Raw genomic sequence first — 19080 nt, forward strand, 5'->3', positions numbered from 1 at the left:
TGTCGCGTCACCTCCGCATCTCGTCCCTGACGCACAGATTTAGCAACTTCCTCATTCTTAACAAACTTCACCACAGCATTTCCAGACATATTTTGCTTGTTTAGTGTAACAAGAGTTGATAGTTATCTAACTTCCTCGTTAAACTAATTAAAAAATTAGTTAATTAAATCATAGGCTTTTATAATCATGTTACAAGGCTCACCCTGGTTATTGGCTCATTGCTCCATGCTCAAGCCAAATCAGCCTTTTAAAGTTTCTCTATATGGAAAAGACTACGTACTTTGGCTAGATAGTGTTAGTAAAATTAGCTGCTTACCTAACGCCTGTCCTCATTTAGGTGCAATGCTTTCCGAAGGTTGGTGTGCGACAAAACCAGACGGGAGTAGTACCGTAGTTTGTCCATTTCATGCTTTAGAATTTGATAGCAATGGTTGTACAGTATTACCCAATAGCAACAAGCAGACAAAATCTTTAAGTAAACCCTTAGAATTAATTATTCAAGATGATTTTATTTGGACTTATGGCGGATATGAAGCCAAAATTTCTATCCCGACAATTTTCAAAGATTTTGCCAGTGAATATGAATTTATCGGACATAGCAAAAACTTCAGTGTCCAAACTGAACTGTTGACAATGCTACTAAATATGCACGACTATGATCATCAAAATGGCACACACCGTCCTTTATTTGAAATCGCCGAAGTACAATTTAAAAAATTTATTGACAACGGACATCACTCTCATGCTTACTTTGACTTAATTAGAAAACAGCCTAAATTAAATGACTTGCTTAAAAATCCCGGACTGTTAGCTATACCAAACACAATTAACGCCCATTTAGAAAATTTCTTTCCTTTCTGTGTAATTGTACATGGTGAAAGTCCTTTTGCTAGTGTTAAACAAATTCACTTCTTTGTTCCCGAATCACAAACACATACTCGTACCTATGTTTTGGTTTATGGTAAAGCCAAACATCCTATCGCCCATTTAATTAAAAAGAATTTTATCCGGTTAGCAGAAGTAATTGTTGAACAAGATGCTGATATTTTAGGTAAACTCTACACCAACATTCCTCAACATATAAAAATGAGTAACGAAATTGGCATGGATTGGGCAAAACGCAACTTTGCCAATTTTCCCATGATTGTTGAACCTAATCTATCTCGATAAACCATAAATAACTCAAAAATAACGATTTAGAGATGTTTCACGAAACGTCTTTATACTTTCTCAAATACAGGTTGTAATCATGTAAGTTGCTAGTTAGATTAATTAGGGTATATAGGCATCCGATTTGATTCTTGAATAGATCTAAGTATTTGTAGGGTGGGCAATGCCCATCCTACGTATATTTCAAAAATCAAATATTAGTCTTATATCAGACTATAAAAATTAGAACTTTTCCCCTACCTAAAATTATCTTTTCTGACGCACCTTACAGACTACAAAATCTTACAAGATAAAATAAAGGTTTGAATATAATTAAGAACATATTGTGGAGAAATAGATTATGAATATAAAAGAAATAAAAATTAGTAAATATATTACATTAGAAGAATTTTGTACTTGTAGTCAAACCTATCATAAATATGCCCAAAATATCAACCCATATCCGCAAAATTTACCAGAAGTAATTCCGGCATTACAGGATTTAAGTAAATTTATTATTGACCCAATTATAGATTACTTTGGTAGAGAGCAATTTCGCCTTACCTATGGTTTTTGTTCTCCAGACTTAAAAAAATATCTTGAGAAAAAAGACCCAGTGACAGGACAAAAAAATGGTCGTGTAGCCCCTAATCTCGATCAACATATCAGCCATGAAATCAACAAAAAGGGTCAATACTACTGTAAAAGATTAGGGGCTGCTTGTGATTTTATGATTACAAACTTACCCAGTGAACAGGTTGTTGATTGGATTTTACAAAACAAACTACCTTTTGATTCCCTCTATTTTTACAGTAATCAACAACCAATTCACATTAGTTATGGAATTCAACACAAACGGGATATTTGGACATTTAATAATTCAGGAATCCCCACAAAAAAAGGAATTGCAGATTGGATAAAATTAGCAAAAAATATTTAAACAAAATCTCTATTCCTCCTCTCTGTGACTCTGCGCGACGGACACTTTGCACAAGTCGGGAAACCCGCCCAAGCAAGTGTCCTTCTCTGCGTGAGAAACATTCTTCCTTTTTTTTCGAGTATTTACAGCATTTTTTAATAATTTTAATTTATATGGATCAGCGTCTTTACACCAACTTAACCGATAACCATTGACAATAGTACAATTTTCTTTTAAACATTGTTTCCAACCAGAAAGACGACGAATACTGCGCCAATTATCTAAAAGTCCCCAATCTTCTTCTTGACGAGTTAATTTCACAAACTTCTCATATTGGGGATAATCTGGAGTCACTAAAGCATCTATTTGGTGTAATATTAGCGGGTCATCTTCAAGATCATAGTCTTGATAAGTAACGTGCAAATCCCGCAAATCAATTGTCATTTCTTTAGATAAAGCTGGGTGTGGATCAATATCAAAATCAGGATAAAATAAATAGGAAATCTTCGGGTTTTTGATATGGAACTTAATCACATTTGCTTCTTCTAAGCGCCCTATTGTTCTACTAGCACAACCTTCATAAAGACGTAGTAAAGGATCAACAGATTGTAGTGCAGAAATATGAACCCAAAGAGAATTAGGTAATTTTTTCCCGATTTTGCTTTCTTGACAACGTTTAATAATTAATTCTGTATTCCCTAAGCTGCGTAGCATTTGATCAGCATCTATACAAGCTTGTTTATAAGTACTATATAAACCAATTATGTCATCTTGTACCGCTGGGGCTAATTGTCCTAATCTGGGACGACGGCTGAAATTACACAACGCTAGATAAACCATCAAATCTTGACGGCGTTTTTCTGCGATCGCTTCCCATTCTTCAGAATCCGTCGCCTGTATAATTACACTAAAGGCACGTCGTAAACTTCCAAATTCTGTACAAATTTCCGCTTCTTGAGATAATTCCCCCTTACTAGGAAGTCTTCCCCGTTCCGTCATAAAAGCCATCAACGGTGCTAACAGTTCCTGATGTTCTTCAAACCGCTTCACACAAGCACGTATTCTGGGAGTACTAGCACGAGAACGAAAGCGCGAAGATCTAAATAACTGTGCTTCAGCTTCATCTCGAAACACAAAGTAAACACCCAAAGCCACAGGAATTGCATCAACTCCTAACACTTGATCAATGTAAATTTTTAATTCTTCTTGTTCATAATATTTCTGAAATGTGTTGCGATTAGTGATTACCCCATCACCAAAAGCAATTACACCTCTTCTACTATCAGCAATTAAAACTTGGGCAGATACTAACAGCACTTTCTGAGTTAGTTCCCAAGCTTGTATTAAAGCTTCCCGACGTTCACTTTGGTCTTCAATAACATTAATGACAAAGCCAATATTGACAATTTCCCCAGGTGTACGGGGAGTATTTGGAGAGTAATAAGGGTCCCAACCGTTGCTAATGTAACCTTGTTCAGCAATGCGAGTAACATCTCCACCATGTCCACAACCATAATCAAAAAAGTTGGTTTCTGGACTAAATAAGCCTGATTCTAAGGCTAATCTGACTGGACGGGATAAATCAGAACGAATAATTGCTGCTTTGTGTCGCTCGATTTTTGGGGTTAAATTGGCTGTATTGGCGATTTGTCGTTGAATCAGGTTATGTCCCTGTATTTCCACCCCATAAGCTTGTAACCGCTTTTCCCAACCTTCTCGTGTCCCAATCCCTCTGGTATTATGCAATAACCCTAAAGCTTCTTGAGTGCGGGTTAAGGCTGCAAACTGCTCATAAAAGGGATAGTCTGGTGTGACAAAAGTTTCTTTGCGGTGAAGAATGGGAGGATTTGCTGAGTCGCTGTAATCGCGGTAGCCAACTTCACGAGTTTCTAAGTCTACTTGGATACTAGCCCGCAATGCAGGATGGGGGTCAGTATCAAAATCAGGATAAAATAAATAGGAAATTTTGGCTTTATTAGTGCTAAATTTAACTAATGTAGCTCCTTGTACTTGCGGTGCGACACTACGGGCGCGGCTTTCATATTCCTGAAGCCAGGGGTCAAGTATGTGCAGTGCTAACACATGAATGTAAAAGGCATCAGGTAATAACTTACCAAATTTACTGTTTTGGCAATAATCAGCGATACTCAAACTTCCGTCAGATGCGATCGCTGTAGGTATAGCACTTAGTTCAATCGGTTCTACAATTAAGGAAGTTTCTTCAACTATTTTCCAGCTATTGTCAGGTTTAACCATTGCAGTCATTAGTAGAGAACTACTGCTAACAAGAATGTTACTTACCCTGTTTTATTCTTAAAATTCTAAGTCATAAACAGTAATTTATAAATTTTTTAATAAAAAAATTAATCGGTATTAAACAAATTAGCGTTAAGTTATATTTCTAGCACCTAGTCAAAAATCCCTTATTAGTCTCCCACTTCCATAACTATTTTGGTATTAGGGTTTAAATCCCTAAATTCAACTGCTCATAACTGACAGGGCTGGTAATTTGGATATGCGATTTGTATAATAGGAAAATATTAGCTAAATTCAGAATGTTCAATCATTCATTCGGGATCATATCAGGTTAACTTTTGTTAATTCATTGATGTTTTTTACCAATTCTGAATGTTCATAAAGTTATAAATCTGTTTGTTAAGTTTTTAATAACAGTTGTCTCATGTTGTAGCTTTATTTTGTCAACTCATATCGAAATTGTGTAATCTAAAAACAACTAAGCTCAAGATTTAATAGAGGTCTGATGACTCCTACGATTATGCGTCAGCTTTGGTCTATAGTTGAAGCTGCCCAAGCAGTGACTCTCTTGCAGCTTGACGATGCTACCTTGGTACAATGGTTAGTCAAACAAACCACAAAGCAAGCTTCGTTAGATCCAAACGAAACTGACTACCTTTGCGACTACATTCAAGCTAGGTTAAGTCTCATCCGCGATCTTGCGTATGAACGTGAGCAGTCATAATCATCCTGGGGACGGCGGGATGGAGAGACACGGAGATGAGGAGATGGAGAGACGCTCTGACGCTCTGACGCGGAGACACGGAGAGGGGAAGAATAACCTTCTAACTCTTGCCTATTACCTATTCCCTGTCACCAATATGCCTAATGTCCGGCTACCGCCAACACCAATTACCAATGATTACTGACTTCTTTGTGGCAAATAACCCTCAACTAAGCAATCGGAACCGACAACGCGCCAACGAACACGTTCTAGGGATAAAGCCTCAGTCATGGTAGTAAAACCTAAATCGCCTACAGGCGTAGGAGCATTACTACCACCAATGATTTTGGGGGCGATAAAAGCCAGGATTTTTTGTACTGCTCCTTGAGCGATCGCACTTGCTGCTAAAGTACCACCGCATTCCCACAGCACGCTACAAAAACCTCGCTCGTATAAATGAGTCATTACTAATTCGGGCGTTAGTGATGGAAATTCCACCACTTCAACCCCCTTTTTGAGCAGCATTTCTTGAAAATCGCGTGAACTGCCAATTTCAGTCAAAACTAAAGTTGGAGCCTCAGCAACTTCCCATAGATGAGCATTTTCTGGCAAGTTGAGGCTACGACTCATCACCACCCGCAGGGGATTATGCCCACCCACCTGATGGCTGGTTAAATAAGGATTATCTTGTCGTACCGTATTTCCACCAACAATTACAGCATCACAAGCTGCCCGAAGTTGATGTACTTCACTACGTGCATCTTGATTTGTCACCCAAGTACTATGACCAGAACTAGCAGCAATTTTGCCATCCAAGGTCATGGCATATTTCAAAATTCCCAAAGGTTGTTTGTAAAGAATGCGATGTATAAAACCTTCATTTAGCTTTTGACAAGCTGCTTCCTCCACCCCTACAACCACTTCTATTCCCGCTGCACGTAACCGGGCAATCCCCCCTCCAGCTACCAGAGGATTAGGATCAACCATCCCGACTACAACCTTAGACACACCAGCATTTATCAACCCTTCCGAACAGGGTGGAGTTCGTCCGTAGTGGTTACAAGGTTCAAGACTGACATAGATTGTAGCTCCACGAGCGCTATCTCCGGCGGCTTTAAGGGCAAAAACTTCAGCATGAGGTTCCCCAGCACGAGGATGAAACCCTTCTCCTACAATCTCCCCATCTTTGACAACCACCGCCCCCACTAACGGGTTTGGCGAAGTCCGCCCCAAAGCGCGACGGGCTAGTTCTAAACACCGTTGCATCATCCGGGAGTCAAATTCACTACCTACCATTGCTTTGGCTGGGATATCCACGCTGATGACAGATTGTTCTAAAAGTTGATTATCTTGTGTGTTTTTGGGTGAAGATGCATCTGCTGGAGCTACCGCTGGGCAGTTATTCATGTTAACTAACTCTTGAACATATATATCTAAGTACTCAAATAATCTTACGAATTACGAATTAATTTTGTCTGTTGCCACCAGCGATTTAAGGGATAATAAACAACAGGGGCCCACAAGCTACTCAAAATTGCAGATGCTAAAGCAACACGCTGGTAGTATGTCCAAATGTCTTCCACTTTGCGATCGCCTACCAAAGACAACTGCACAGCGAAAATTGTATCTGCCAGCACCGCCATCCCAAAGACAATTAAAGCAATAGAAATAAAGTCTTCTTGAATAAAACGCTGCTTCTGAATTAGACCAGTGAGCATCCCTACTATCCCCAAACTTATAGCATGAGAAGGGTGAGGCGATGTCATCGCATCTTGTAGTAAACCAATCACTACACCTGCCAAGGCACCAACAAATAGCGATCGCTTCACACTCCACGCCACCACCCAAATTAGTACCCAGTTAGGGCCAATACCCAATAATTCCATCCCTGGTAAACGGGTTGGTAACAACATTAGACATAACAGCACAGAGCTAGATGTGACTGCCCAATCGAGCAATTGACGCACCCAAGGATACCAATGCCTCAATTCTGGGATCAAGGATGTGGATTTTCGGTCTGGCGATGGTGCTGTTCTTTGTCTATTGCCAGGAAATCCAGGAATTTTCATGGTTTTGCCAAATTGTCAACTATTTAATTAGACTCTTGTGACTGTTGATTTGTCACATTGGGTTTTTCCGGATCTGTGTTTTCTGGTTTAGGATATACCGTTACCCAATCTAAATATCGAATTGGCGGGAAAAGCTCAACTTTCGCCACTGAAGCTGGGAGTTTCTTTAAATCCAGAGACTTAACTCGTCCTACCGATAAGCCAGCAGGGAATTTCTGACTATAAGTAGAAGTAGAAATCAAATCACCAACTTTAACATTAGGAACTTTTTCGTAAAACTCTAGCACTCCTTCGGCAGAAGAATCACCACGCAAAACTCCCTTGGCCGCTGTGCGGCTGATAGTAACACCTACTTGACTCTTCAGATCGCTAACTAACAACACACGGCTAGTATTGGGAGTGACACTTTCTACCAAACCCACTAATCCACCATCGGCTTTAACAATAAAACCTTCTTGAATACCTGCATTTTTACCCCGGTTGAGAGTCACTTGTTGCCACCAGTGATCAGCACTGCGTCCCACTACCCTCGCTAGAACTGGTTTGGCTGAACCCTGATCTTTCTCTGCGTAACCTAATAAACTTTGGAGTTTTTGATTTTGACTTTCCAGATCAACTATACGTGTTTGTAACTCCATAAACCGAGCGTCACGGATACGTTCTTCAGGACTTATTCCTGGTTGTAATATCTGTAATGGACGGGTAATACCTTGATATATCTCCAGCAGTATTGTTCCTTGAGTCTGTCGCAGTGTCCAAGCACTACCAACTACTACGGCTAACAAACCTATTTGTAAACCCTTATGTTCCCACCAACGGCGTGCAGTAAACATTTATACCTGTATATATTCTATAAACTATTCAGGATATTGGATTCTATAATTCACATATACAGAATCCAGTATCAATCTACTTTTTTGCTACATATTGCGAGAACGGCCGCTAAATACCCGTTCTAGTTGCTTGAAGTTTTCTAACACACGACCAGTCCCCAAGACAACACAACTTAAGGGATCGGCAGCAATATGGGTAACAATACCTGTCTCATGACTAATCAGCGTATCTAAGCCTTTGAGTAATGCACCACCGCCTGCCAACATAATTCCCCGATCAATGATATCCGCCGCTAGTTCTGGGGGTGTGCGTTCCAGTGTCCGCTTGACTGCTTCTATGATCACTGATAACGGTTCCAACATACTTTCCCGAATTTCCGGGCCTTTAATGGTAACAGTTCTAGGTAATCCAGAAAGCAAATGCAAACCTCGGACTTCCATCATAGCATCGCCATCATCATTGGTTGGATAGGCAGAGCCAATCCGAATTTTGATATCTTCAGCTGTTCGTTCACCAATGACTAAGTTATGCACTTTCTTCATGTAGTGAATAATTGCTTCAGTCAACTCATCTCCCGCGATTCGGACTGATTCGCTAATTACTGTACCCTGAAGACTCAGCACCGCTACTTCTGTTGTGCCACCACCAATATCAATGATCATGTTACCAGTGGGTTCAGCAACCGGTAGTCCTGCGCCAATCGCTGCTGCTACTGGCTCATCAATCAAATATACTTCCCTTGCCCCAGCTTGAGTAGCCGCATCCATTACAGCCCGTCTTTCAACTCCTGTTACCCCGCTGGGAATACCAATAACAATCCGAGGTAAAATCAGGGATCTGCCCTCATTTACTCGCTGGATAAAGCTTTTCAGCATTAATTCAGCGGTATCGAAATCAGCAATGACACCATCACGCAGGGGACGAACGGCAATTACATTACCTGGTGTCCGACCCAGCATTTTTTTGGCATCTTCTCCAACTGCCAGCGCTATCTTTTCATTTTTATCAATGGCTACTACTGAAGGTTCTTGGAGTACAATTCCTTTACCTGATACATAAACTAGGGTGTTGGCTGTACCGAGGTCGATACCCATATCCCATGATGAGCGAAAGTTCCTGAAAAGACCCACGCGTCTCTAAGCCCCCTATTTGCGCTACTTATGACTATAATGTCAGAGTTAATTGTGATGGATTCTATTATGTTTTTTCGCCTGACTCCAGTCAAACAGACTATTCTTTCCATAACTTTTGTCAATCTTGATGGAAGTTTCAGGTCTTTTATTTTCTCTATTCCCAAGTCACTCAGTATAACCGTATAATTTTGGCAATGATGCCAAGTAATTTTTGAATCATTGTGTGGAATTAATGATATTGCTAATTACTTAACATATTTTAAATATTTTTACAATTAGATATTATATTATTCACAATAATATAGTACTTTTATACTAAAAGGTAAAACCTATGAGCATTAATGTTGTCACTCTTGTAGGTCGTGTAGGCGGCGACCCGGACATAAAATATTTTGAGTCTGGAACAGTTAAGTGCCGATTAACCCTAGCAGTCAATCGGCGATCGCGTAACAACGATAAGCCAGACTGGTTTAATCTGGAACTTTGGGGAAAAACCGCCGAAGTCGCCGGGAACTATGTACGTAAAGGCAGTCTGATCGGGGTTAAAGGTTCCTTGAAATTTGATTCCTGGAGCGATCGCCAAACCGGAGTCAACCGTTCTAGTCCAGTTATTCATGTAGAACAACTAGAGTTACTAGGTTCTAAACGTGACGGAGAAGGCGGTATGGCTGATATGTCTCCAGATAATTTCTAATGTAGTCAGGAGTCAGGAGTCAGGAGTCAGGAGGAAGAATAGAAGAAAATCAGAATCATCTATAACCTTCCAAATGACCAATGACCAATGACCAATGACCAATGACCAATAACCAATAACCAATAACCAATGACCAATGACTAATAACTAATTTGCAGCGTTACTGATGCTTGTACTTCTTGTTCACCAGCAACTATGGGGGTAGAAGCATCTGCATTAGCTAACTTAGCTTCAGTCCGGTAAAGCATGGGTGGAGGTGGCGCACTTGCACCATTAACTTGAATACCGACTATTTCTTTTTGTTGTAATCCCAAGCTGCTGAAAACAGCTTCAGCTTGCTGTTGAGCATCCTGAGTAGCTTTTTTCAGTGCTTGTTTTTGGGCATTGGCGATCGCATCATCACTAGCCACAAAACTCACACCGCTAATTTGTGTCGCTCCAGTTTTTACAGCTTCGTCTAACAACGTACCAGCTTGATCAACGGGAATACGAAAACTCACCGTATTGGTGGCAGCATAACCCGTAATTTTTTGTACGTTATTAGTGTAGCTATATACTGGGTTTAGGCGAACACCTGTAGTTTCTAATTTTTCTACGTTGCGGCTTTTCAGCAGATTGACTACAGCTGATGACCTGCGGGCTGCTTCTTTTTGTACCTCCTGGGCTGTTTTACCTTGAACCTCTACACCTAAATTCACTTGCGACAAGGTGGTAGGAATTGTTTCCACCCCACGACCACTCACCGTCAAAGTGCGCCAGAGTTTTTCTTTTTCTTGTGCCGATGCAGGTAATGTAAAAATCATAAATAACAGTAAGCTCAAAGACAGTCTTTTCCAAAACTCACCCTGCTGAAAACCAGAACTGGATAAAGTAGCTCTATGCATTAGATGTACACTCCTCGAAAATTTATATCGCTTTTCCAGCTTTTAGGGAACTTTCACACTTGATATGTTCACAACCAAAATCCAGATGTTAATTGCATTTGGATGTTTATACTTTGACATTGCCGCAATCAAAAAGTTGCTTGGTTACATTTTTGGCAACTGAAAAAATCCCACTAAAATTTGTGCAGGTTTGATTATGGCTGATTGGCTGCTAAAAACAGAACCAGAAAATTATTCTTACTTTGATTTAGAACCAGACTGTAGTACAGTATGGGATGGAGTCAACAATTTGATCAGACTTCCAAGACTTTCTGTCGTCCCTGTCTCAAATTTCCATTGGCAGCACTTAAGGAATTTGGCAAAAAACATAAATTAATTTATACCTAGATTATAAAATCTACAGCAGATTGGCGCAAATAAACCTAACTATTTAACGAAAGATTAACGAGGCTCAAATCTTTTTCTCTCATGTATGGCAGCCACATACCTACGAAAAATATTCACGTCTGCCTACTTAATATCTAAAAAAATGATGGTTACTGTAAGTAGCAGGTATATGTCTAGGACTATGACATGGTTTCGATAACAAGGTAAAAATAAAGAGAAGGATATTCACAGAACCAATGCAGTTTTTCAATGCAATTAATTTGACTGTTCCCCTGTTGGCAAGTGCCACAGAAACCGTAGACAGTTCGATGGTAATAGCCTCTGTGCTACTGAGTTTAGTGGTAATTTACTTCGCCAGCAAAGTGGGAGGGGAATTATCAAACAGAGTCGGTTTACCCCCTGTATTAGGTGAACTTGTTGGTGGTGTAATCATCGGTATCTCTGTACTCCATCTGTTAGTATTTCCTGAAGGTGGTACAGACAGTTCTAATTCTTTAATCATGACTTTCCTGCAAATCACTGCTGGTTTAAGTCCAGAAGCCACACCGCAGGTGTTTGCCGCACAGTCAGAAGTCGTTTCTGTTTTAGCAGAACTGGGTGTGATTATCCTGCTATTTGAAATTGGCTTGGAGTCCAATTTAAAAGACTTAATGGATGTCGGTATCCAAGCTGTCGTTGTCGCAGTGGTAGGGGTAGCAGTACCCTTCGCAGCCGGAACTGTAGGGTTAATGGCTTTGTTTGGTATCAGCCCTATACCGGCGATTTTTGCTGGGGCGGCTTTGACTGCTACTAGTATTGGTATTACTTCCAAAGTCCTCTCAGAACTAGGACGGTTGAATTCTAAAGAAGGGCAGATTATTCTAGGTGCGGCTGTAATAGATGACGTACTAGGAATTATCGTCCTGGCTGTAGTTGCCAGTTTAGCGAAAGATGGCGCAGTAGATGTGGGTAATGTCATCTATTTAATTACCAGCGCTACTGGTTTTCTCGTCGGTGCGATTGTTTTAGGTAATGTTTTCAATAAGACCTTCGTGGCGATCGCAGACAAACTCAAAACACGCGGTGAATTGGTCATACCCGCCTTCATTTTCGCCTTTGTTATGGCCTATTTTGCCGCCATTATCCACTTGGAAGCAATTCTCGGCGCTTTCGCAGCAGGTTTAGTTCTAGAAGAAACAGACAAACGCAAAGAACTGCAAAAGCAAGTTATTCCCATCGCTGATATGCTAGTGCCGATCTTCTTCGTCACTGTTGGGGCAAAAACTGATTTTGGAGTATTAAACCCAGCAATCCCCAGCAATCGGGAAGGTTTAATTATGGCAACTTTCCTGATTACAGTCGCCATAATCGGTAAAGTAATCACAGGTTTAGCCGTGTTTGGACAACCTAACATCAATCGTTTGGCTATTGGTGTAGGAATGATTCCTAGAGGTGAGGTTGGCTTAGTGTTTGCTGGTGTGGGGGCTGCTAGTGGTGTTCTCTCAAAACCACTAGGAGCAGCAATTATTATGATGGTAATTCTCACCACTTTTTTAGCTCCCCCTCTGTTAAGATTCGTATTTCCTGAATCAACAACCGCAGCTACTTTAGACGGTTCAGATGATACATCATTAGCAGTAGCAGCAGCCACTCATGCTGGAGCGTTGGAAGATTCCTCAGATTCATAGGAGAGTCTGAATAAGTAGTCGGTTTCTGAGTTGTACTTGTCCATAGTTGATTATGGACAAGTATATTTTGGCTTATATAAAGCTTATTTTCCTACTGCCTTCAGCAAAAGTGCTGTAATAGTTAACGGAAACTTATCTTTCTCAATCGCCGTCTCCTGTGATAATCAATTTTCAGTTGTTTTTGATTCTGACTAGGATGTTGACAAAATTAAAGAATTCAAAATTTAAAATAGCCTAACGGCAAGGCTTGCACCTACAAATGTGCCTACAAAATTTTAAAACCTGAGGAGTAAGACTTTTGATGAATTTTAAAGTTTGACTGATTGTTCATTATTGATTTTGTCTTTGTCTTAGTGCCAGAATCGCAGTTTAAAAACAAATTTTATTGGCTATTTATTATCTTTTTAAAAGAATTTAGGATTGTTATAGTTAGAAATTGTCATCGTGAATCCAAAATTCATTAGATATCTGGAAATGTAAATCAGGAGCAATAACTTTGAAAATATACTCATTACTACCCGGTACTCTTGGAACTATCGTCTTACTAGCTTCGCCAACTTTAGCGGCAAAATTAGAATCTTGGCGATTTGATGCTAATCAAAACCAACTAGAAATTAATACTTCTGGTGCTGTACAACCCCAAGCACAACTAATTTTTAACCCCACTCGCTTGGTAATTGACTTGCCAAATACAAAATTTGGGCGATCTCAATTAACTCAACCAGTAGGTGGTGCTATTCGCTCAATTCGAGTTGGACAGTTTGACCCCCAAACAGCACGCATAGTTGTGGAGTTCAATGCCGGTTATACTTTAAACCCTGATTTAATTAAATTTGTCGGCACAACTGCCAGTCGTTGGAAAGTACAATTACCAAAGCTAGAATTTGAGAAAGTTCCAGTTTCTAGCAACACTAATACTTATGGTTTAGTGACAATAGACTCTCAGGCTCAACCTGAGTTTTCAACAGCCGCCAACACCACAGCCGGAATTACTCAAATTCAGAAAATCCAAGCCACAGGGGATGGTTTTTTTATTCGTACCAGTGGTGGTAATCCCCAGATTAGGATAAATCGTAGCCGTGATAACACTACCATTTTTATGGATATCTCAGGCGCTACTTTATCACCTGGTCTACCACCAGGGAATTTACCAGTAAATCAGCATGGTGTCAGCCGCATCGAATTCACCCAACTGCAAACAAAGCCAACCTCTGTCCGTCTCACCTTGCGAGTAGATAAAAATAGCCCCGACTGGCGGGCTAGTATCAGCAGTGTTGGTGGCTTAGTTCTACTACCGACTAAGGGTGTTGTCCGCTTACCTGGAAATAATAATCAATCAACACCGATTCCATCTACCATTAACCGCCCTGTTAGCGACACCCCGGCTACTATTCAATCTGTAGAACTAGCTGCTAATGGCACACAATTACTAATTAGAGCCGACCAAGCTGTATCGGCTACTGGTGCTTGGGATAGGTCTAGTGGACTATTTCGCATCACAATCCCCAATGCTAAATTAGCTAGTAAGGTACAAGGTCCTACTTTAAATACCAGTAGCTCTGTCCTTCGGGTACGTATGCAACCGCAAGCACCCAACAGTGTAGTTGTTTTTGTTCAGCCAGCATCTGGTGTAAAAATTGGGGCGCTTAATCAAGTTAGCGACCAGATTGTAGCTCTAGAATTGCAACGATATGGTCAAGTACGACCCCCCATTAGCTTACCTCCCTTACCATCAGCCAATAGTGGACAATTACCAGACCCCAATATCAGAACTCCCCAGCCCCGTCCGCGTGCCTCAGTTCCAAAAGGAAAATTATTAGTTATCATTGACCCTGGACACGGTGGTAAAGACTCAGGAGCAGTGGGCATTGGTGGAATACAAGAAAAAAATATCATCTTGCCCATTGGCAAAAGGGTAGCAGAGATTTTACAGCAAAACGGCGTGCAAGCAGTGATGACAAGGGATTCTGATTATTTTGTGAGTCTACCGGGACGAGTCCAAATGGCCGAAAGAGCTAACGCTGATGTATTTGTCAGCATTCATGCTAATTCAGCCGGAGCCAGTCGTCCAGAGGTCAGTGGTTTAGAAACTTATTATTACGACAATGGTTTGACTTTAGCTCGCATTGTCCATAACAGAATTCTTCAAAGTCTCAATGTCAGAGACCGGAAAGTGCGGAAAGCCAGATTTTATGTTCTCAGAAAAAGTTCTATGCCCTCAATTTTAGTAGAAACGGGTTTTGTCACCGGTCAAGAAGATGCTGCCAAACTCAGAACCTCAGCTTATCAAAATCAGATGGCCGAAGCGATCGCTCAAGGCATCCTCCAATATTTAAGGCAAAGATAAGTAATTCACGTTCGTTTGTACCACTGGCCACTTTTGACCATCAACATTTGTTTGAATATTCAATAGTCCCCATCACCAACCTGATTGGATTAGTAGTTCTACTTAGAAAATGGGGATTTTATGATTACGGTTAATTTTGATAGTTATTTTTGGTGTAATCTGATGCTTTGCAGGCTAAATTAATTTACGCTTACAGCATGGCAAAATTAAAAACCTATGCTATAGTGTTACGCCATTAGCTGTGTCTCGATACCAACGCAAAGCTAAAGTTTGGGCGGTAAAGGTGTGAGGATTTGCCAAGATGTTGAGATATTGACGACTCCCATGAATGCGAATCAGGAGAAACGACTGTGAAACTACACTGGTTAATACCCAGCACTTTTGGAACTATCTTCATATTATCGTCGCCTGCAATGGCTGCGAAATTAGAATCTTGGCGCTTTGATACCAATCAAAACCGCTTGGAAATTAACACCTCTGGTTCTGTTCAGCCCCAAGCACAACTAATTTTTAACCCAACTCGGTTAGTAATTGATTTGCCAGGTACTACCTTTGGTCGTCCTCAGTTAACCCAACAGATCGGTGGAGCAATTCGCGCTATCCGCATCGGGCAGTTTGATGAACAAACAACGCGCCTAGTTGTAGAACTTACTCCTGGTTATACACTAGACCCCACCCTAATCAAATTCACGGGAGCTAGTAGCAGCCGCTGGATAGTACAATTACCACAGATAGAAGCTGACGCACTACCATCCTCTGGCTATACAGGAGAGCAAGCCACAGAAACACCCAAATTTATACCCCCTCAATCACCATTCACCCCCACAACTTCCCCTAAAAATACTTACAACATGGTGACAACATCTTCTGTCACCCTTCCTAACCGTGACATAGCAGTCAACACGACCGGGGGAGTAGTTCAAATTGAAAACTTGCGAGTTACAGGGGATGGTTTTTTCGTTGGTACCAGTGGTGGTAATCCCCAGATTCAAGTTAATCGTAGTGAAGATAACCGCCTCATTAATATTGAAATTGCCGGCGCAGCCTTATCACCAAAACTTGGACAAAGGGATTTGTTGATTAATCGCTATGGTATCAGCCGCATCCAATTTACCCAACTGTCAAGTCAAACACCTAGTGTCCGTATGACTTTGCGGGTAGATAGCAACAGCCCGGACTGGCGAGCCACAACTAGCAATACTAACGGTTTTGTTTTACTGCCTAATCGTCTGGTGAGATTGCCAGAAAATCAACCTTCTACAGCAACTGTTCCCAACTCTCCAGCCACAATTGGGTCTGTAGAACTGGCTGGTAATGGTACACAACTATTAATTAGAGCCGACCAATCTGTATCTGCTACTGGTGGCTGGGATAGAACTTCTGGTTTATTTCGTATCATTATTCCCAATGCTAAGTTAGCAAGTAAAGTACAAGGGCCTGCTTTTAATGCTAATAGTCCTGTCCTCAGGGTACGTCTACAACCCCAAGGCAACACTGTAGTCGTCTTTGTTCAACCTGCCTCTGGTGTACAAATTGGGGAACTTAACCAGGTGGGAGAAAAGCTTTTAGCTCTACAGTTAGAACGCTCTCGGCAGGTAACACCCCCAATTAATTTACCTCCTTTACCATCAGTCAATAGCAGACAACTACCAGATCCTATAGATAGTTCTCAAATACGTTCTCAGCCACAACCACGTCTATCTGTTCCTAGAGGAAAACTACTAGTAGTTATTGACCCCGGACATGGCGGTAAAGATTCCGGCGCTCCCGGTTTAGGCGGTTTGTTAGAAAAGGATGTCATTTTGCCAATTGGTAAAAGGGTGGCTGAAATTTTAGAGCAAAATGGCGTACAAGCTGTGATGACGCGAGATGCTGACTTTTTTGTGGAACTACAAGGACGGGTAGATATAGCCAAGCGAGTAAATGCGACTTTGTTTGTCAGCATTCACGCTAATTCAGTAGATAGTCGTCCTGATGTGAATGGGTTAGAGGTATATTATTACGACAGTGGTTATGGTCTGGCAGAAGCTGTTCGCAAAACTATTCTTCAAGATATCAGCACCATCAAAGATAGAGGAACTCGCAAAGCTAGATTCTATGTACTTAGAAAAAATTCTATGCCAGCGATTTTAGTGGAAACAGGCTATATGACTGGTCGTGAGGATAACCCCCGTTTAGGATCACCAGAGTACCAAAATCGCATGGCTGATGCGATCGCTCGTGGTATCCTCAAGTACTTACAACAAAGATGATAATACTTGCTTTAAAATGTAGTCCAAATTACTAATTACGTAGTTGGTAGATAGACTTAATTTTGGTTACGGAATTTAGTGGTCAAGGAGAAAATTGTCTGCTAAATTCTGTATTTTAAATAGCAAAATCTCAATCAATAATTTGCCTGTGTATTCATCTTCCATTTTTGAAGGTAATCTTGACAATTTCTCGGATAAAGAACCTCAACGCGCCCCCATTGGGGTGTTTGACAGTGGAGTAGGTGGGCTGACGGTACTGCGACAAATCTACAAGCAACTTCCCAATGAATCAATTATTTACTTTGGGGATACAGCCCATCTTCCCTACGGCATTCGTTCACAAGCCGAAATTTTACAATATGTTCGGGAAATCCTGGTCTGGATGCAACAGCAACGGGTGAAAATGGTGATTATGGCTTGTAATACCAGTTCTGCCCTGGCTCTAGAAAATGTCCGTCAAGAATTTAGTTTCCCCATTCTCGGAGTCATCCTACCAGGAGCAAAGGCCGCAGTACAGCAAGGTAAGCGTATTGGTGTCATCGCTACCCCAGCAACTGCCAAAAGTAATGCCTATCGTCAGGCTATTGTAGAAATACAACCCGATGTCCAAGTATGGCAAGTCAGTTGTCCAGAATTTGTCCCACTAATTGAGCAAAATCGCATTAACGACCCCTATACCCTAGAAGTGGCTAGATCATATCTGGAGCCTTTAATCAAACAGGAAATTGACACCTTAGTCTATGGCTGTACCCATTATCCCCATTTAGCACCTGTACTGCGATCGCTCCTCCCCGCACAAGTCAAGCTGGTTGATCCAGCCGTTCATGTTGTGGCAGCTTGCACTCAAGAGTTAGACCTATTAACCATCAGAAATACTCACCTACCAATGCCTACTCGCTTTGCTGTCAGCGGTTGTCCGCAACAATTTGCTCAGTCTGGATTACAGTGGTTGGGCTATACTCCTCTGGTAGAACAGGTATTTCTTACTGATGCTACAGTATCTTAGTATCGAATACCGAGTACCGAGTACCGAGTTGAAAGTCAAGGGTCGAGAGTTAATGACAGAGAAGCCATTGCGCTGCTTGGCTTCACCCCGCTTTCCCAACTGGCATAGCGCTCCAGGCGCTCCAGAAAGGAATTAAGAGTGTGGTCTAAATACATGAAACCTGCTATAACTTTTTTACTCAACACTCAACACTCAGTACTCGGTACTTTTTTATTGACTATTGACTACCTCAGTTACTTTTGTCCTTAGTCCTCTTTCCTGATTGTGCTGATCCTGTATAACTGAAGCTCCACTTCTAAGAACACCTTTTTTGCTTGTTCGCTTTGCTAGTGCTAATAATAAGTAGACAGTGAATAAATATCCAGCAGCTAAAATAAATATCAACATAGGCATATTTCCGTAAATCATTGTTCTACCAGCCCTGCTCTCAAGGAAATATAAAATCGCATACAAAAACATTAGAACTTCAGCCAATCAAAAACGTACTTGATTACTGTAGTTGGCTATGAAAAATCGCCCAGTAGAGTGCTAATTCTCTCCGGTTCACGAATTTATGATTTTATTTAATTTTTCGCAGACCACACATCCGACAGTAGTTAATTCGCTAAATAGCAAATTAACTGCGCTCTTCAGCAGTCTACCCAGTCTGCGTTATTTACCCTCACACCAATCGAGTCAGAGCTACACCATGCTCAACGGTCGCTGAATAAGTGTAGTGGCTTCCAATACAGGAGGCACATCATCTAACCTAAAAGGTCTATTGGTCGCACAGCAAAACTT

Annotated in this window: 16 protein-coding genes; 9 read left to right on the forward strand and 7 right to left on the reverse strand. The window is 41.0% G+C overall.

Annotation, left to right across the window (positions count from 1 at the left end):
• Window positions 1–186 precede the first annotated feature (186 nt).
• Together H6G59_RS22735 and H6G59_RS22740 are read left to right on the forward strand one after the other, a co-directional pair.
• On the forward strand, window positions 187–1170 hold the full coding sequence (locus tag H6G59_RS22735) for a Rieske 2Fe-2S domain-containing protein (RefSeq protein WP_190718843.1): 984 nt from the start codon (window positions 187–189) through the stop codon (window positions 1168–1170).
• A 340-nt stretch (window positions 1171–1510) separates the two neighbouring features.
• Window positions 1511–2089, forward strand: coding sequence for a hypothetical protein (locus H6G59_RS22740; RefSeq protein WP_190718846.1), 579 nt, complete (start codon window positions 1511–1513; stop codon window positions 2087–2089).
• Between the two features lie 9 nt (window positions 2090–2098).
• On the opposite strand, the gene H6G59_RS22745 is transcribed toward H6G59_RS22740, so the two are convergent.
• Window positions 2099–4324, reverse strand: coding sequence for a DNA phosphorothioation-associated putative methyltransferase (locus tag H6G59_RS22745; RefSeq protein ID WP_242038957.1), 2226 nt, complete (start codon window positions 4322–4324; stop codon window positions 2099–2101).
• Between the two features lie 505 nt (window positions 4325–4829).
• Here H6G59_RS22745 and H6G59_RS22750 point away from each other — a divergent pair.
• Window positions 4830–5048 (forward strand): hypothetical protein, encoded by a 219-nt coding sequence (locus tag H6G59_RS22750; RefSeq protein WP_190718849.1) that lies wholly within the window; start codon window positions 4830–4832, stop codon window positions 5046–5048.
• A gap of 177 nt (window positions 5049–5225) precedes the next feature.
• Here H6G59_RS22750 and ribD read toward each other — a convergent pair whose 3' ends face one another.
• The 4 genes from ribD to H6G59_RS22770 form a co-directional block, all read right to left on the reverse strand.
• Window positions 5226–6434, reverse strand: coding sequence for a bifunctional diaminohydroxyphosphoribosylaminopyrimidine deaminase/5-amino-6-(5-phosphoribosylamino)uracil reductase RibD (ribD, locus tag H6G59_RS22755; protein WP_190718852.1), 1209 nt, complete (start codon window positions 6432–6434; stop codon window positions 5226–5228).
• A 44-nt stretch (window positions 6435–6478) separates the two neighbouring features.
• On the reverse strand, window positions 6479–7096 hold the full coding sequence (mreD, locus tag H6G59_RS22760) for a rod shape-determining protein MreD (RefSeq protein ID WP_190718855.1): 618 nt from the start codon (window positions 7094–7096) through the stop codon (window positions 6479–6481).
• Window positions 7097–7119: 23 nt separating this feature from the next.
• Window positions 7120–7929, reverse strand: coding sequence for a rod shape-determining protein MreC (gene mreC / locus H6G59_RS22765; protein WP_190718858.1), 810 nt, complete (start codon window positions 7927–7929; stop codon window positions 7120–7122).
• Window positions 7930–8016: 87 nt separating this feature from the next.
• Window positions 8017–9024, reverse strand: a complete 1008-nt coding sequence (locus H6G59_RS22770; protein WP_190718861.1) for a rod shape-determining protein — start codon at window positions 9022–9024, stop codon at window positions 8017–8019.
• A gap of 370 nt (window positions 9025–9394) precedes the next feature.
• Here H6G59_RS22770 and H6G59_RS22775 point away from each other — a divergent pair, with 370 nt between their 5' ends.
• Entirely contained in the window at window positions 9395–9757 is a 363-nt protein-coding gene (locus H6G59_RS22775) for a single-stranded DNA-binding protein (protein ID WP_190718864.1), read from the forward strand.
• Window positions 9758–9897: 140 nt separating this feature from the next.
• On the opposite strand, the gene H6G59_RS22780 is transcribed toward H6G59_RS22775, so the two are convergent.
• Complete coding sequence (locus H6G59_RS22780) at window positions 9898–10641, reverse strand: SIMPL domain-containing protein (RefSeq protein WP_190718867.1); 744 nt, start codon at window positions 10639–10641, stop codon at window positions 9898–9900.
• A gap of 196 nt (window positions 10642–10837) precedes the next feature.
• Between H6G59_RS22780 and H6G59_RS22785 the strand changes: the two genes are divergently transcribed.
• From H6G59_RS22785 to murI, 5 genes are all read left to right on the forward strand, one after another.
• Window positions 10838–11017 (forward strand): EVE domain-containing protein, encoded by a 180-nt coding sequence (locus H6G59_RS22785; RefSeq protein WP_190718869.1) that lies wholly within the window; start codon window positions 10838–10840, stop codon window positions 11015–11017.
• A 247-nt stretch (window positions 11018–11264) separates the two neighbouring features.
• Entirely contained in the window at window positions 11265–12695 is a 1431-nt protein-coding gene (locus tag H6G59_RS22790) for a cation:proton antiporter (RefSeq protein WP_190718872.1), read from the forward strand.
• 496 nt (window positions 12696–13191) lie between these two features.
• On the forward strand, window positions 13192–15042 hold the full coding sequence (locus tag H6G59_RS22795; RefSeq protein ID WP_190718875.1) for an N-acetylmuramoyl-L-alanine amidase: 1851 nt from the start codon (window positions 13192–13194) through the stop codon (window positions 15040–15042).
• Window positions 15043–15392: 350 nt separating this feature from the next.
• Complete coding sequence (locus H6G59_RS22800) at window positions 15393–17294, forward strand: N-acetylmuramoyl-L-alanine amidase (protein WP_190718878.1); 1902 nt, start codon at window positions 15393–15395, stop codon at window positions 17292–17294.
• A gap of 148 nt (window positions 17295–17442) precedes the next feature.
• Window positions 17443–18300: a glutamate racemase gene (gene murI, locus H6G59_RS22805; RefSeq protein ID WP_190718882.1), complete on the forward strand. Its 858-nt coding sequence runs from the start codon at window positions 17443–17445 to the stop codon at window positions 18298–18300.
• Between the two features lie 210 nt (window positions 18301–18510).
• Here murI and H6G59_RS27485 read toward each other — a convergent pair whose 3' ends face one another.
• Window positions 18511–18708 (reverse strand): hypothetical protein, encoded by a 198-nt coding sequence (locus H6G59_RS27485; protein WP_242038959.1) that lies wholly within the window; start codon window positions 18706–18708, stop codon window positions 18511–18513.
• Window positions 18709–19080: the final 372 nt, after the last annotated feature.

The sequence above is a fragment of the Anabaena lutea FACHB-196 genome (assembly GCF_014698305.1).
In the GTDB taxonomy this organism is placed as follows: domain Bacteria; phylum Cyanobacteriota; class Cyanobacteriia; order Cyanobacteriales; family Nostocaceae; genus Anabaena; species Anabaena lutea.